Below are 14,609 nucleotides of genomic sequence, written 5' to 3'. Positions count from 1 at the left end.
CCGGGCGCGCACGGGGCCGGGGGACGACTCGGGGCGTGCCGGACCGCCGTGGCTCAGCTCGCCGCCGTGGGTCAGCTCGCCGAGTCCACCTGCTGGGGTTCCGGCGCCGGTTCGGGCTCCGGGGCGCCGGCGATCGGCGCCGGGCCGCCGCGGGCCCGGTCGGCGAGCACCAGCAGGTCCTCGGCGGCGGCGCCCTGGGTGACGCCGACCAGGTGTCCGTCGGGCCGGATCAGCAGCACCGTGTGCGGCCCGGCGCCCGGGTACTCCTCGGTGACCAGCACCTCGGCCGGCACCGGCAGCGCGGCGGCGACCTCGGCGAGCCGGGGCATCAGCCCCGCCCCGAGCCAGTGCTCGGAGGACCAGACGGCGGTGCCGGGGGCGACCAGCAGCAGCAGGAAGGTGACGCCGAGCCGGGCGTGCAGGTGGTCGGGGGTCCCGTCGGAGGCGAGCACCGGCAGGTCCGGGACGAGGACCCCGGGGGCGGTGGCGGGCAGCAGCTCGCTGAGCGAGGTGGTGGTGCGCGTGCTGCGCTGCACCGGCACCCGGCCGGGGACGCCGGAGGGCGCCGCCGGGTAGGCGGGGGCCCCGCCGAAGCGGCCGGTGCCGAGCTGGCCGTCGGCGAGCATCGGGGCGTGCTTGCGGAAGCCGCCGACCAGCAGCGAGCGCCGGGTCTGCTGCCAGCCGCGCAGCGGACGCAGCAGCGGCATGGCCTGGTCGACGGCGCGCAGCCGGGCGCCGACCGCGCCGCGCCGCTCGGCCTCGTAGCCGTCCAGCAGGGAGCCGCCGGGCTGGGGGCCGCCGGCGTGGAGGTGCCAGGCGAGGGCGAGCCGCCAGGCGAGGTTGTCGGCGTCGCGCAGCCCGTCGGCGAGGTTCTGCATGCCGAGCGCGCCGTGCAGGTGGGCGGCGTCGCCGGCCAGGAAGCAGCGGCCGCTGCGGAAGCGGGCGGCGAGGCGCTGCTGGGCGGTGTGGTCGGCGGCGGCGAGCAGCTCGAAGCGGGGCAGTTCGCCGCACCAGCCGGTGAGGGTCGAGGTGACCCGGGTGAGGAGGGTGTCGCCGGTGACGATGCCGGGCCAGGTGGCGTGCGGGTCGACCTGCTCGGTCGGGGCGGGCCGGCCGGGGGGCAGTCGCCAGTCGAGCCGCCACACGCCGTCCGGCAGGGGTCGGGCGGAGGCCTCGCGGTCGCCGCGCCACGGCGGCTCGCGGTGCAGCCGGGCGCCGTCGAAGGGCAGGTCGACCCGGACGGTGGCGATGGCGTTGCGGTCGACCGCGGGGCGGCCGGGGAAGCGGATCCTCAGCAGTTTGCGGACGGTGGAGCGGGCGCCGTCGCAGCCGACCAGGTGGCTGCCGCGCCACCAGGTGGCGGAGCCGTCCTGGGTGCCGTGGGTGCGCACGCTGACGCCGTCGCGGTCCTGTTCCAGTTCGACCACCCGGCTCAGCGGCACGAGCCTGACCAGCGGGGTGCCGGTCAGGGCGTCGCGCAGGCCGCGCTGGAGGCGGTGCTGGGGCAGGTGGAAGGTGGGGGAGTCGGTGAGGTCGATCCGCAGCACCTCCTGGCGGCGCCGCCAGATGCTGAAGGAGTCCCACAGGGTGGAGTCGGACACGGCCCGGGAGTAGCCGATCCGGGTCAGGAAGGCGGCGGTGTCGGCTCCGAGGACGACGCTGCGGGGGCCCTCGGGGCAGAGCCCGGACCCCTCGTCCAGGACGACGGTCGGTACCTCGTGCCGGGCGAGTGCGAGGGCCAGGGCCAGACCGATCGGTCCGGCCCCGACCACGATCACCGGGTCCATGCGGGGACCTCCGGGCACGGACCGGCCCATGGGCCGGCGTCAGTTACCGCTGCCGCATATGCCGCGTGGATGCTCCCGGGAGGTGTCACGAAGAGCAATGCAACAGTTCACCTGCGTGTCCGTCAAGCAGCAGCTGAAGTGCGCCGGTTCGCGCCGCGACGACCACGTGCCTCGATCCACCGCGCGAGCGCGGTCAGCAGCAGGCACAGGGCGATGTAGATCGGCCCGATCACCAGCACCACGGGGATGTACGGGAAGCCCGCGGCGTTGAGCGGCTGGCTGGCGATCTTCTTGCCCATGAACAGCAGCTCGTTGTACGTGATGATGTAGCCGAGCGAGGTGTCCTTGAGGGTGACGACCAGCTGGCCGATCATCGACGGCAGCATCGAGCGGACGGCCTGCGGCACCAGGATGGACGACATCACCTGGGACTTGCGCATCCCGAGGGCGTACGCCGCCTCGCCCTGGCCCCGTGCGACGGCGTTGACGCCGCTGCGGATGATCTCGGCCTGGACGGAGCCGTTGTAGAGGGTGAGGCCGAGCACCAGCGCCCACATCGGGTCCTTGGCGAAGAACGCGTAGTAGAGCGCGACGATCAGGATCAGCAGCGGCATCGCCCGGAAGAACTGGACGACGGCGGTGCAGGTCCAGCGGACCGGCCGGTGGTCGGACAGCTGACCGGTGGCCAGCAGCGCGCCCAGGGTGAGCGAGAGGGCCGCGGCCAGGCCGAAGGCCTTCAGGGTGGACAGCAGGCCGTCCACGATCATCTGCTGGACGGCGTTGTACTGGAACGGGTCCCAGAGGTCGGCGTCGAACTGGCCGTTGTCGGCGAGCGTGGCGATGACGTACCAGAGCAGTCCGGCGACGCCGAGCAGCGAGAGGATGCCGAACAGGCGGTAGCGGGCGCGGGCCTTGGGGCCGGGGACGTCGTAGAGGACGCTGGCCGTAGCGGGCCGGTCGAACAGGCTCATCGGGCCACCGCCAGTCGGGTTTCCAGGAAGCGGAACAGGGTGGCGATCGTCGCGCTGATCAGCAGGTAGGCGCAGGCCACCCAGAAGAAGATCGCGAAGATCGAGTAGCCGCGTTCGGAGAAGGTCTGCTGGGCGCTGTACAGCTCCGGGACGCTGAACGCGCCGGCGATCGCCGAGTTCCTGGGCAGCGCGATGAACACGCTGCTCATCGGCGCGAGCACGGTGCGGGTGGCCTGCGGCAGGACGACCAGGGTGAGGGTCTGGCCGAAGCTCATGCCCAGGCTGCGGGCGGCCTCGGCCTGGCCGAGCGGCACCGTGTTGATGCCCGAGCGGATCACCTCGCAGACGAACGAGGCGGTGTACCCGCCGAGCGCCAGCACCGCGAAGACCAGGTGGCTGAAGTGCACGCCCAGCGGTGGCAGGCCGAAGGTGACGGCGAAGAACAGCAGGGTCAGCGGGGTGTTGCGGAACAGCGTCACCCAGGTGGTGCCGAAGGCGCGCAGGATCGGCACCGGGGAGACCCGGAAGGCCGCCAGCAGGGTGCCCAGCAGCAGGGCGAGCAGGGCGCTGAGCGCGCTCAGCTCGATCGTCTGCAGGAAGCCGTCGCGGAACAACGCGAAGTTGTCCTGCTCGAACAGGAACCCCATCCGGCGGCCCTCCTCTCACAGATGGTCAGGACGGTTGGTCGGTACGGCGCGGGGTCAGTAGCGCTCGAGGGTCGGGACCGCCGGCGCGGCGGAGCCGGACAGGCCCAGGGTCGCGTCGTACGCCTTCTTCCAGTCGCCGTTGTCCTCGTGGGCCTTGAGGGCGTCGCTGATCGCGTCGCGCAGCGTCTTGTCGTCCTTGTTGAGGCCGACGCCGTAGTTCTCCTTGGTGAACGGCTTTCCGACCACCTTGAGCTTGCCGGCGTACTTGGAGGCGTAGCCCTTGAGGATCGCGTCGTCGGTGGTGACGGCGTCGACCTCGCCGGACAGCAGCTTCTCGACGCAGGCCGAGTAGGTGTCGAACTGCGTGATCTTGGGGTTGTACTGCTGGATGTTCTTGATCGAGGTCGAGCCGGTGGCGGTGCAGACGTTCTTGCCGCTGACGCTCTCCGGGCCGGTGATCGAGGTGTTGTCGTTCTTCACCAGCAGGTCCTGGCCGGCGATGTAGTACGGGCCGGCGAAGGAGACCGTCTTCTTGCGCTCGTCGTTGATGCTGTAGGTGCCGACGTAGAAGTCGATCTGGCCCTTGGCGATGGCGGGCTCGCGCTGCGAGGAGACCAGCGTCTGCCACTTGATCTGCTGCGGGGTGAAGCCGAGGTCGGCGGCGATCATCTTGGCGATCTCGATGTCGAAGCCGCTGCGGTCGCCGCTGGCCACGTCCTCCCAGCCGAGGAACGGCTGGTCGGCCTTGGCGCCGATGATCAGCTGGCCGCGCTTCTTGGCCTCGGCGATCACCGGGGAGTCGACCTTGACGTCGGTCTTGACGGTGTAGGTCGGCAGCGCCGGGGCGTTGCTCGCGCTCGAGGCGGCGGATCCGCCCGGGGAACCGTCCTTGCCGCAGGCGGCGGTGGCGGTGAGCGCGACGGCACAGAGCGCCACGGCGAGGGTGCGAGAAGTCCTCATGAGGGTTGTTCTCCTGGGGCTGGGCCACGGGGTGAACCGGGCTCTGGCGTCGGGAAGTCGTGCACGGGCAGGGCGGACCGGCGCCGTTGCCGGAACTGCCCCGCGTGGTCTCGAAGTCTCAGTGGTGCAGGATCTTCGAGAGGAAGTCCTTGGCGCGCTCGGAGCGCGGCGCGGTGAAGAAGGCGTCCGGGGTGTCCTGCTCGACGATCCGGCCGTCGGCCATGAACAGCACGCGGTTCGCGGCGGAGCGGGCGAAGCCCATCTCGTGGGTGACCACGACCATGGTCATGCCGTCGGCGGCCAGCTGGCGCATGACCTCCAGCACCTCGTTGACCATCTCCGGGTCGAGCGCCGAGGTCGGCTCGTCGAAGAGCATCACCTTGGGCTTCATCGCCAGCGCGCGGGCGATCGCCACCCGCTGCTGCTGGCCGCCGGAGAGCTGGGCCGGGTACTTGTCGGCGTGCGCCGCCAGGCCGACCCGCTCCAGCAGGGCACGGGCCGTCTGCTCGGCGTGCGAGCGGATCACCTTGCGCACCTTGACCTGGCCGATGACCACGTTCTCCAGCACGGTCTTGTGCGCGAACAGGTTGAAGCTCTGGAACACCATGCCGACCTCGGCGCGCAGCCGGGCGAGCTCCTTGCCCTCGGCGGGCAGCGGGCGGCCGTCGATGGTGATGGTGCCGGAGTCGATGGGCTCCAGCCGGTTGATCGTCCGGCAGAGCGTGGACTTGCCCGAGCCGGACGGGCCGATCAGGACGACGACCTCGCCCTGGTGGATCTCGAGGTCGATGTCCTGCAGCACGTGCAGCGCGCCGTAGTGCTTGTTGACGTTGCTCAGCACGACCAGTGGGGCGGCTGCGGGGGTGGAGTCCTCGACCGGGCTCTCGGTCATCGCGCCTGCTCCCTCTGTGTCGGATCACGCCTACCCGAGGAGTGTCAACTCCCTTGGGCGGCAATGGTGGTACGAATCCGGGAGCCGCGACCGGCGGAGCCGCAGCCCCCGGTGGGGCGACCATAGGAGCGCTGACGGTGCCCCGTCAGCCGATCTGAGCGGAACTTGAGGATCACGAAACGGCCACACGACGCGTACCCGCTGTTCGCGAAGGTGAGGACGGGGCATGTCACAGCGGGAATCCACGCCGGTGCTCCCCGTCCCCACGGGCCCGGTGCGCCGTCCTACCTGGCGCCGGGCCGCCCGCTGGCCCATACTGCGCAGGACCGGGCACCGGCCGATCGGGCCCGGTGACCACGTGGGGAGAGGAGGAGAACGGGATGCGACTGCTGCTGGTGGAGGACGACGAACGGGTGGCCGCGGCGCTGGTCGCGGTGCTGGGCCGGCACGGCTTCCAGGTGCGCCACGCCCGCAGCGGGCACGAGGCACTGGACGCCCTGGTGCCGGACGGCAACGAGCCGTACCGGGTGGTGCTGCTCGACCTCGGGCTGCCCGACCGCGACGGCTTCGAGGTGTGCAGCCGGATCCGGGCCGGCAGCGGAGTGCCGGTGATCATGGTGACCGCCCGCGCCGACATCCGCTCCCGGATCCACGGCCTCAACCTCGGCGCCGACGACTACGTCACCAAGCCGTACGACATGGGCGAGCTGCTCGCCCGCATCCACGCCGTCGCCCGGCGCGGTGCCGTGCCCAACCCGGGGTCGGCGCCCGCCCTCGACACCGTGCCCCAGCAGCGCGGGCCGCTGGAGTCGCGCGGCATACGGATCGACCGCGAGCGCCGCCGGGTCAGCGTGGAGGGCCGCGACGTGCCGCTCACCCGCAAGGAGTTCGACCTGCTGGCGCTGCTCGCCCAGAGCCCCGGCGTGGTCTACCGGCGCGAGCAGATCTTCAGCGAGGTCTGGCGCAGCGGCTGGGAGGGCAACGGCCGCACCCTGGAGGTGCACATAGGCTCGCTGCGCAACAAGCTCGCGCTGCCCGGCCTGGTCGAGGCCGTCCGCGGCGTCGGCTACCGCCTGATCCCGGACAGCCCTGCGACCCCTGCGGCCGACCCGGCCCCGCCCGCCCCCGCGGAGCACTGACCGCACGTGCGCACCCGCCTGCTCGGCATCCTGATCGCCCTCATGCTCTGCGTCCTGGCCGCCCTGGGGCTGCCGCTCGCGGCGGCGTTCGCGGCGGCCGAGCAGAGCAAGGTGGTCGTCGACCGGCTCGACGACGCCGCCCGCTTCGCCCAGGACCTGCCCACCTCCGGCGCCGCCGCGCTGGACTCCGCCCGCAAGGGCGACCCGGAACCGGCCCCCGGCGACCTCAGCCGCCGGCACGCGATCGACGCCGAGGTCCGGCGCTACTACGACCTGTACGGCGTGCGGCTGGGCATCTTCCAGCGCGACGGCACGCCGATTGCGGTCGCCCCCGCGGACTGGCGGGTGCCCGCCGTCGGCTGGGGTGCCCAGGCGTTCCAGGAGGCGCTGGACGGGCGGCGCAGCCACAACCCGCCGCAGGTCTGGCCGTGGACGGAGGACCGGACGATCACCGTCGCCGCCCCGGTGGTGCGCGACGGTGACGTGGTCGCGGTGGTGCTCAGCGAGTCCCCGACCGGGGCGCTGCGCACCCGGGTGCTGCACAAGTGGCTGGTGGTCGCCGGCGGCGAGGCGGTCGCGATGATCGTCGCCGTGCTGCTGGCCGTCCGGCTCACCGAGTGGGTGCTGCGCCCGGTGCGCACCCTGGACCGGGCGACCCACGACATCGCCACCGGCCGGATGGCCGCCCGCGTCGCGCCCGGCGGCGGACCGCCCGAGCTCCAGCGGCTGGCCCGCTCGTTCAACGAGATGGCGGACCACGTGGTGCACGCCATGGACCAGCAGAAGGCCTTCGTCGCGGACGCCTCGCACCAGCTGCGCAACCCGCTGTCGGCGCTGCTGCTGCGGGTCGAGGTGCTCGGCCTGGAGCTGCCCGAGGGCCACGAGGAGGAGCTCAGCGGCGTCCGGGAGGAGGGCGCCCGGCTGGCCCGGGTGCTGGACGACCTGCTGGGCCTGGCCACCGCCGAACACGCCCGCCCCGAACCCGAGCAGACCGACCTCACCAGGCTGACCCTGGCCCGGGTGGACGGCTGGCAGCCGGTGGCCGAGCGGCGCGGGATCCGGCTGACCTGGGACGGGCCGGCGCTGGCGATCGGCATGGCGGACCCGATCGGCTTCGGCTCCGCGCTGGACGCCGTCCTCGACAACGCGCTCAAGTTCAGCCCGTCCGGGAGTGCGGTGCGGCTGCGGGTCGCCGTGCTCGGGGACGAGGTCGCGGTGACCGTCACCGACGCCGGGCCGGGCCTGACCGAGGACGAGCTGTCCCGGGCCGGTGACCGGTTCTGGCGCAGCCCGCGGCACCAGAACGTGGACGGCTCCGGGCTGGGCCTGTCCATCGCCCGCACCCTGCTGGCGGCCGGCGGCGGCTCGCTCCGGTTCGCCCCGGTCGAGCCGACCGGGCTCGCGGTGACCCTGGCGGTGCCGCGGCCGGAGGCGTCCTGAGCGCCCGTCCGGGCGGGTCTCAGGGCTTCACGGAGCGGTAGTAGCGCGCCGCACCCTCGTGCAGGGGGAGCGGGTCGGTGTAGACGGCGGTGCGCAGGTCGACCAGTTGGGCGGCGTGCACCTGGGCGCCGATCTGGTCGCGGCTGTCGATCACCGCCCGGGTCATGCCCTCGACCAGGTCCGGGTCCACGTCGTCCCGGGTGATCATGAGGTTGGGCACGGCCACGGTCGCGACGGCGTCCTTGGGTTCGGCGTTCGGGTAGGTGCCCTTGGGCATGGTGGCCGCGCGGTAGGCGTCGGTGCCGCCGCCCTCGGCCTTGTGCAGCGCCTCGGAGAGGTCGCTCAGCGGGACGAGCCGGATCCGGAAGCGGTCCGAGAGGTCGGTGAGCGCGCTGGTCGGCAGGCCGCCGGACCAGAAGAAGGCGTCCAGCTTGCCCTCGCGCAGCTGGTCGGCGGCGTCGCCGACGCCCGCCATCACGGGCGTTATGTCGTGGTCCGGGTCCAGGCCGGCCGCCGCCAGCAGCCGCTTGGTCACCGGGTTCACCCCCGACTGCGGCAGGCCCACGCCCACCCGCAGGCCCTTGAGGTCGGCGGTGCGGCGCACCGGGGAGGAGGCCGGGACGATCAGCTGGAGGTAGTCGTCGTACAGCCGGGCGATCGCCCGCAGCCGGTCCTTGCCCGGGCCCTGGTAGCCGGCGACCGCGTCGGCGGTGGCGATCGCGAAGGTGTCCTGGCCGGTGATCACCCGGGTGAGGTTGTCGACCGAGCCCTCGGTGTTGTCCAGGGCCAGCCGCACCCCCGGCATGGCCCGGGAGACGTGGCCCTGCAGCAGCTGCCCGTACCGGTCGTAGACGCCGCGCTGCACACCGGTCGCGAAGCGGGTCTCGCCGAGGGGGTACGCCGGGGAGCGGCCCGCCGACAGCCACCAGCCGCCCAGGCCGCCGGCCACCAGCACCAGCACCAGCACCGTCCGCCACAACGGGCTGCGGGCCGCGCGGCGGACGGCGGCGCCGAGACGTGACGGATCGGTGGGGGTCATGCAGGGATACTGCCAGGCGCTCTCCCCGAACGGGAGGGGAACGGCCCGTGCAAAGCTCGGGGAAAACCGGCTCGCGGCTGCCCGTACCCTGGTCTGGTGAGCGGTGAGAGCGGATTGAAGAGCTACAAGGTCGTCACGCACGGCTGCCAGATGAACGTCCACGACTCCGAGCGGCTGTCCGGCCTGCTGGAGGACGCGGGCTACGTCAAGGCCGGCCCCGAGGGCGACCCGGACCTGGTCGTGTTCAACACCTGCGCGGTGCGGGAGAACGCCGACAACAAGCTGTACGGCAACCTCGGCCAGCTCGCGCCGGTCAAGAGCCGCCACCGGGGCATGCAGATCGCCGTCGGCGGCTGCCTGGCCCAGAAGGACCGCGAGACCATCGTCAAGCGGGCCCCGTGGGTGGACGTGGTGTTCGGCACCCACAACATCGGCCACCTGCCGGCGCTGCTGGAGCGGGCCGCGGTCGAGCGCAAGGCCCAGGTCGAGATCCTGGAGTCGCTGGAGACCTTCCCCTCCACCCTGCCCACCCGCCGCGAGTCCGCGTACGCCGCCTGGGTCGCCATCTCGGTCGGCTGCAACAACACCTGCACCTTCTGCATCGTCCCCGCGCTGCGCGGCAAGGAGGAGGACCGCCGCCCGGGCGACGTCCTCGCCGAGATCGAGGCGCTGGTGGACGAGGGCGTCATCGAGGTGACGCTGCTCGGCCAGAACGTCAACGCCTACGGCTCCGACCTGGGCGACCGCGAGGCCTTCTCCAAGCTGCTGCGGGCGGCCGGCCAGATCGAGGGCCTGGAGCGGATCCGCTTCACCTCGCCGCACCCGCGCGACTTCACCGACGACGTGATCGCCGCGATGGCGCAGACGCCGAGCGTGATGCACCAGCTGCACATGCCGCTGCAGTCCGGTTCGGACCGGGTGCTCAAGGCGATGCGCCGCTCCTACCGGCAGGAGCGTTTCCTCGGGATCATCCGCAAGGTCCGCGAGGCGATGCCGGACGCGGCCATCTCCACCGACATCATCGTCGGCTTCCCCGGCGAGACCGAGGAGGACTTCGAGGAGACGATGCACGTCGTCCGCGAGGCCCGCTTCGCCAACGCCTTCACCTTCCAGTACTCCAAGCGCCCCGGCACCCCCGCCGCCGAGATGGCGGACCAGGTGCCGAAGGAGGTCGTCCAGGCCCGATACGACCGGCTGATCGCCCTCCAGGAGGAGATCTCCTGGGAGGAGAACAAGAAGCAGGTCGGCCGGACCCTGGAGATCCTGGTCGCGGAGGGCGAGGGCAAGAAGGACGACCGGACCCGTCGCCTCTCCGGCCGCGCGCCCGACAACCGCCTGGTGCACTTCAACCCGACCCTGCGGGGAGCGGGCGACGAACACGGCGCGGAGCCGGACGTACCGGTGCGCCCCGGGGACATGGTGACCGTCGAGATCACCTACGCCGCCCCGCACCACCTGCTGGCCGAGGGCCCGGCGCTGGCCGTGCGCCGCACCCGGGCCGGCGACGCCTGGGAGAAGCGCCAGGCCAAGCCCGCCGCCAAGCCGGCCGGCGTGATGCTCGGGCTGCCGGGGATCGGTGCCCCGGCCGGGCTGCCGCTCGCCGCGCCGGCGGGCGGCGCCTGCTGCGGAGACTGACGGTCCGCTCCGGCGCGGTCGCGGCCCGGTGGGAGTCCGGACTCCCACCGGGCCGTCCGTCCGCCCGGCTAGAGTGATCCACATGCTGGTAGCCGCCGCCGTGTGCCCCTGTCCGCCGCTGATCGTCCCCGAGATCGCCGCCGGGGCCGCGCCCGAGCTGGACGGGCTGCGCGCCGCCTGCGACGAGGCGCTGGCGGCGCTGGTCGCGGCCGAGCCGCAGCTGGTGGTGGCGGTCGGTACCGGGCCGGAGGCCGAGGTCTGGACCGAGGGCGGGGCCGGCTCCTTCCACCGGTACGGGGTGCCGCTGGTCGCCAAGCTGCCCGGCGGGCGGGTCGAGGGGCCGGAGCTGGCGCCCTCGCTGACCGTCGGCGCCTGGCTGCTGGAGCGCGCCGGAATCACCCTGCCCACGCACGCCTGCGCGGTGCCCCCGGACGCTCCCGCCGACCGGATGCTCGGGCTCGGTCAGGGCCTGGCCGGACTCGCCGACCGGGTCGCCCTGCTGGTGCTGGGCGACGGCAGTGCCTGCCGCACGGTGCGGGCGCCCGGCTACCTGGACGAGCGCGCCGAGGGGTTCGACGCCGCGCTGGCCGCTGCCCTGGGATCGGCCGACCTGGCCGCCCTCGCCGCCCTGGACAGCGGGCTCGCCGCCGAGCTCAAGGCCGAGGGCCGGGCCCCCTGGCAGGTGCTGGCCGGCGCCGCGGAGGGCGCCGGCCTCACCGCGCGGCTTCGCTACCAGGACGCGCCGTACGGGGTGGGGTACTTCGTGGCGTCCTGGAGCTGAGTGCCGGGGCCGGGCCGGCGTTCGGCCCCGGCCAGGCGTCCGGCCCGGGGCCGGGCACCGAGCGGCCGGGCACCGAACGGCCGGGCGCCTGACGGCCGGGCATCCCAGCAGCCGGGCACCGAGCGGCGGGGCGTCAGGGCCTGGGGGCCGGGCCGCCGTCGCCCGGCTTCGGCTTGTGGGCGAAGTCGTCCACCGCGTGCTTGGCCTTGTCGGCGCCGTGCTCGATCTTGTCGCTGTACTTGCCCTTGGTCGCCTTGTCGATCGCGCCGCCGGCCTTGTCCACCAGCTGCTCGATCTGGTCGCTGTGCTTGCCCGCGAGGTCGCTCGCCTTCTCCTTGAGCTCCTCGGCCTTGCCCTTGAGGTTGTCCATCAGACCCATGGCGATCTCCTTCTCTCCCTGTCCCATGCTCAACGCACGGGACCGGTAAAGCGTTCGCAAAACCGGGCCCCGGCCTCCCGTCACGTGGTCGCGCGGCGGGGCAGGCGCGGCAGCCCGGTCCCCGCGGCCTCCGCGGTTTGCGAGACTGGAGCGGTGAGCAGCTCCCGCACCCCGAACGCCGCCCCTCCCCAGGTGGTCTCCGTCGTCGGCGCCACCGCCGCCGGCAAGTCCGACCTGGCCGTCGCCATTGCCCGCGCCCTCGGCGGCGAGGTGATCAACACCGACTCGATGCAGCTGTACCGGGGCATGGACATCGGCACCGCCAAGCTCACCCCGGAGGAGCGCGGGGGCGTGCCGCACCACCTGCTGGACGTCTGGGAGGTCACCGAGGCCGCCAGTGTCGCCGAGTACCAGCGGCTGGCCCGGGCCGAGATCGACCGGCTGCTGGCGGCCGGGCGCACGCCCGTGCTGGTCGGCGGCTCCGGCCTGTACGTCCGGGCGGCGATCGACGAGATGGAGTTCCCCGGCACCGACCCGGCCGTGCGCGCCCGGCTGGAGGCCGAACTGGAGGAGCACGGCCCGTACGCGCTGCACCGGCGGCTGGCCGAGCTGGACCCGGCGGCCGCCGAGGCCATCCTGACGAGCAACGGGCGGCGGATCGTCCGGGCGCTGGAGGTCATCGAGATCACCGGCCGGCCGTTCACCGCCAACCTGCCCGGCAACACCGCCGTCTACCGGACCGTGCAGATCGGCGTCGCGGTGCCGCGCCCCGAGCTGGACGAGCGGATCACCCTGCGGGTCGACCGGATGTGGGAGGCCGGACTGCTGGACGAGGTGCGGCGGCTGGAGGAGGTCGGACTGCGCGAGGGCAGGACCGCCTCCCGGGCACTCGGCTACCAGCAGGTGCTCGACCACTTCGCCGGGGAGTGCACCGAGGACGAGGCGCGGGCCGAAACCGTACGGGCCACCAAGCGCTTCGCCCGCCGGCAGGAGTCCTGGTTCCGCCGGGACGACCGGATCCACTGGCTCTCCCGCCCGACCGGCACCGACCCGGTCGAGCTGCTGGAACGTTCCCTCGAACTGATCGCGCGTCAGGGGATTCCGGCCGCGTAGCGCGGTTCCGGCCAATCCGGCGGTGCACCTGCGCGCGCAGCCGACCGTGCAGGACGAACCGGGGGTCACGGCCCGATCACGTGATGGCCACGGATCACCCGAGGACCCCGGTCAGGCCCCGAACGGATCCTCTGGACATGCCATCATCGATGCCATAGGGGTCGGCCCGCGCGGGCCGACCGTGCCCGGCCGCGAGTCCGCTCGTGTCGAACTGTCAGGGGAGGCCGTGTGTCAACGGGTACCGGCCCCGAACCCGGACAGGGCGGGAGCGTCACCGCACCGGCCGAGGGATTCGACGAGTCGACGAGAGGGGACCTCCCGGTGCTGACCGGCCTGGAGGCGCCGACCTCGTACGCGGTCGCGGTGCCCGCCCTGGACACCCGCACCCCGCCTGGGGGAGCGGTGCACGAACGCGAGATCCGGCCGCGGCGCCGGCTCCGCTGGTGGCAGACCCTGCCGATCGCGCTGCTCGGCACCCTCGGCTCGTTGATGTTCGCCTTCCCGCTCGCCTTCGGCTCCGCCGGGGCGCGCGCCACCATGGTCGGGATGCTGGGGCTGCTGCTCACGGCCGCCTCGGTCGGCTGGGGCGCGATGGCCGCCCGGCACGCGGGGTACAAGTGGCCCGGGCTGCCGCGCCGGGGTTCGGGGCAGCGGGCCGGCTGGAAGGCGATCGTGGTGTACACCCTGATCGCACTGGTCGCCTGCGCGCTCGCGGTCTGGCGGGTCGCCTACCTGCGCTGACCGGGTTTTCCGGCGGTCCGTGCCCGTGCCGAGCGGGTCGCGGCGGGCGCCCGTGCCCGCCGGGCGGCCGCGGGCCCCTTCCCGCGCCGAGCCGGGCGGGTGGGCATCAGTACCATCGGAGGGGTGAGCGCATCCTCTCCCCAGCAGGCCGGTCTCCCCTTCTTCAAGGGACACGGCACCCAGAACGACTTCGTGATCGTGCCGGACCCGGACGGCGTGCTGGAGATCGGCCCGGAGGCCGTCGCCGCGCTGTGCGACCGGCGGGCCGGCATCGGCGGGGACGGGCTGCTGCGGGTGGTGCGGGCCGCCGCCGACCCGGCCGCCGCCCACCTGGCCGACCGGGCCGAGTGGTTCATGGACTACCGCAACTCCGACGGCAGCATCGCCGAGATGTGCGGCAACGGCCTGCGGGTCTTCGCCCGCTTCCTGGTCGAGGCCGGTCTCGCCAAGCCCGGCGAGCAGGCGATCGCCACCCGATCCGGCGTGCGCACCGCGACGGTCGCCGAGGACGCCGCGGACGGCACCCCCGGTGAGGTCACCATCGACATGGGCCGCGCCGGGCTGCCCGGGCCGGACGGCATCGAGGTCGCGGTCGGCGAACGGCGCTGGCCCGCGCTGAACGTCAACATGGGCAACCCGCACGCGGTGGCCTTCGTCGAGAGCCTCGACCACGCCGGTGAGCTGCGCACCGCTCCGCTCACCAGCCCCGAGGGCGTCTACCCGGAGGGCGTCAACGTCGAGTTCGTGGTGGACCGCGGCCCGCGGCACGTCGCGATGCGGGTGCACGAGCGCGGCTCCGGCGAGACCCGCTCCTGCGGCACCGGCGCCTGCGCCGTCGCGGTGGCCGCGATCCGCCGTGACGGCCTGGACCCGGCGGCCACCGGCGAGGCGGTCTCGTACACCGTGGACGTACTGGGCGGCCGGCTCGTCATCACGGAACACCCGGACGGCCGGGTCGAGATGGCCGGGCCGGCGGTGATCGTGGCCGAGGGGCGGCTCGACCCGCGCTGGTGGGGGTCACTGAGCCGAGGCTGACGGGCCGGTTTGCCCATTTCGTACGGCGACGAATCCCCCCGATCGGGTGA

Annotated in this window: 14 protein-coding genes; 7 read left to right on the top strand and 7 right to left on the bottom strand. The window is 73.4% G+C overall.

The window, feature by feature from the left end; translation table 11 throughout:
* Window positions 1-71 precede the first annotated feature (71 nt).
* The 5 genes from ACGF07_RS24160 to ACGF07_RS24140 form a co-directional block, all read right to left on the bottom strand.
* Complete coding sequence (locus tag ACGF07_RS24160; RefSeq protein ID WP_392901910.1) at window positions 72-1,787, bottom strand: FAD-dependent monooxygenase; 1,716 nt, start codon at window positions 1,785-1,787, stop codon at window positions 72-74.
* 122 nt (window positions 1,788-1,909) lie between these two features.
* Window positions 1,910-2,758, bottom strand: coding sequence for an amino acid ABC transporter permease (locus tag ACGF07_RS24155; RefSeq protein WP_350739855.1), 849 nt, complete (start codon window positions 2,756-2,758; stop codon window positions 1,910-1,912).
* Entirely contained in the window at window positions 2,755-3,405 is a 651-nt protein-coding gene (locus tag ACGF07_RS24150) for an amino acid ABC transporter permease (RefSeq protein WP_350739852.1), read from the bottom strand. The genes ACGF07_RS24155 and ACGF07_RS24150 overlap by 4 nt, the downstream gene beginning before the upstream one ends.
* Before the next feature lie 54 nt (window positions 3,406-3,459).
* Window positions 3,460-4,365, bottom strand: a complete 906-nt coding sequence (locus tag ACGF07_RS24145; protein ID WP_350739849.1) for a glutamate ABC transporter substrate-binding protein — start codon at window positions 4,363-4,365, stop codon at window positions 3,460-3,462.
* Between the two features lie 118 nt (window positions 4,366-4,483).
* The gene (locus tag ACGF07_RS24140; protein ID WP_350739846.1) at window positions 4,484-5,257 is read right to left on the bottom strand and encodes an amino acid ABC transporter ATP-binding protein; all 774 of its coding nucleotides are present in this window, start codon (window positions 5,255-5,257) and stop codon (window positions 4,484-4,486) included.
* Window positions 5,258-5,637: 380 nt separating this feature from the next.
* Here ACGF07_RS24140 and ACGF07_RS24135 point away from each other — a divergent pair, with 380 nt between their 5' ends.
* Entirely contained in the window at window positions 5,638-6,396 is a 759-nt protein-coding gene (locus ACGF07_RS24135) for a response regulator transcription factor (protein ID WP_350739905.1), read from the top strand.
* Window positions 6,397-6,402: 6 nt separating this feature from the next.
* On the top strand, window positions 6,403-7,836 hold the full coding sequence (locus ACGF07_RS24130; RefSeq protein ID WP_392901907.1) for a sensor histidine kinase: 1,434 nt from the start codon (window positions 6,403-6,405) through the stop codon (window positions 7,834-7,836).
* A gap of 19 nt (window positions 7,837-7,855) precedes the next feature.
* Here the strand turns inward: ACGF07_RS24130 and ACGF07_RS24125 are convergent, their stop codons facing one another.
* Entirely contained in the window at window positions 7,856-8,875 is a 1,020-nt protein-coding gene (locus tag ACGF07_RS24125) for a TAXI family TRAP transporter solute-binding subunit (protein ID WP_392901905.1), read from the bottom strand.
* Between the two features lie 96 nt (window positions 8,876-8,971).
* Here ACGF07_RS24125 and miaB point away from each other — a divergent pair, with 96 nt between their 5' ends.
* Together miaB and ACGF07_RS24115 are read left to right on the top strand one after the other, a co-directional pair.
* Window positions 8,972-10,510: a tRNA (N6-isopentenyl adenosine(37)-C2)-methylthiotransferase MiaB gene (miaB, locus tag ACGF07_RS24120; RefSeq protein ID WP_350739838.1), complete on the top strand. Its 1,539-nt coding sequence runs from the start codon at window positions 8,972-8,974 to the stop codon at window positions 10,508-10,510.
* An 82-nt stretch (window positions 10,511-10,592) separates the two neighbouring features.
* On the top strand, window positions 10,593-11,291 hold the full coding sequence (locus ACGF07_RS24115) for a hypothetical protein (protein WP_392901903.1): 699 nt from the start codon (window positions 10,593-10,595) through the stop codon (window positions 11,289-11,291).
* A 133-nt stretch (window positions 11,292-11,424) separates the two neighbouring features.
* Here ACGF07_RS24115 and ACGF07_RS24110 read toward each other — a convergent pair whose 3' ends face one another.
* Window positions 11,425-11,670: an antitoxin gene (locus tag ACGF07_RS24110; protein ID WP_392901901.1), complete on the bottom strand. Its 246-nt coding sequence runs from the start codon at window positions 11,668-11,670 to the stop codon at window positions 11,425-11,427.
* 153 nt (window positions 11,671-11,823) lie between these two features.
* On the opposite strand from ACGF07_RS24110, the gene miaA reads away from it, so the two are divergent.
* From miaA to dapF, 3 genes are all read left to right on the top strand, one after another.
* Window positions 11,824-12,783 (top strand): tRNA (adenosine(37)-N6)-dimethylallyltransferase MiaA, encoded by a 960-nt coding sequence (miaA, locus tag ACGF07_RS24105; protein WP_350748364.1) that lies wholly within the window; start codon window positions 11,824-11,826, stop codon window positions 12,781-12,783.
* Between the two features lie 228 nt (window positions 12,784-13,011).
* Window positions 13,012-13,524, top strand: coding sequence for a hypothetical protein (locus ACGF07_RS24100; RefSeq protein ID WP_350748361.1), 513 nt, complete (start codon window positions 13,012-13,014; stop codon window positions 13,522-13,524).
* Between the two features lie 123 nt (window positions 13,525-13,647).
* A complete protein-coding gene (gene dapF, locus ACGF07_RS24095; RefSeq protein WP_350748360.1) occupies window positions 13,648-14,559 on the top strand; it encodes a diaminopimelate epimerase in 912 nt (303 codons plus the stop codon).
* The last annotated feature ends 50 nt before the right edge of the window (window positions 14,560-14,609 follow it).

This window comes from Kitasatospora sp. NPDC048194 (genome assembly GCF_043202455.1).
Taxonomy (GTDB): Bacteria; Actinomycetota; Actinomycetes; order Streptomycetales; family Streptomycetaceae; genus Kitasatospora.
This window is presented reverse-complemented; position numbering and strand designations above follow the sequence as displayed.

What these genes read in the sequence shown, in the direction of transcription:
- ACGF07_RS24160 (WP_392901910.1), bottom strand. Translation starts at nt 1,787, where the DNA reads ATGGACCCGGTGATCGTGGTCGGGGCCGGACCGATCGGTCTGGCCCTG.
- ACGF07_RS24155 (WP_350739855.1), bottom strand. Translation starts at nt 2,758, where the DNA reads ATGAGCCTGTTCGACCGGCCCGCTACGGCCAGCGTCCTCTACGACGTC.
- ACGF07_RS24150 (WP_350739852.1), bottom strand. Translation starts at nt 3,405, where the DNA reads ATGGGGTTCCTGTTCGAGCAGGACAACTTCGCGTTGTTCCGCGACGGC.
- ACGF07_RS24145 (WP_350739849.1), bottom strand. Translation starts at nt 4,365, where the DNA reads ATGAGGACTTCTCGCACCCTCGCCGTGGCGCTCTGTGCCGTCGCGCTC.
- ACGF07_RS24140 (WP_350739846.1), bottom strand. Translation starts at nt 5,257, where the DNA reads ATGACCGAGAGCCCGGTCGAGGACTCCACCCCCGCAGCCGCCCCACTG.
- ACGF07_RS24135 (WP_350739905.1), top strand. Translation starts at nt 5,638, where the DNA reads ATGCGACTGCTGCTGGTGGAGGACGACGAACGGGTGGCCGCGGCGCTG.
- ACGF07_RS24125 (WP_392901905.1), bottom strand. Translation starts at nt 8,875, where the DNA reads ATGACCCCCACCGATCCGTCACGTCTCGGCGCCGCCGTCCGCCGCGCG.
- ACGF07_RS24115 (WP_392901903.1), top strand. Translation starts at nt 10,593, where the DNA reads ATGCTGGTAGCCGCCGCCGTGTGCCCCTGTCCGCCGCTGATCGTCCCC.
- ACGF07_RS24110 (WP_392901901.1), bottom strand. Translation starts at nt 11,670, where the DNA reads ATGGGTCTGATGGACAACCTCAAGGGCAAGGCCGAGGAGCTCAAGGAG.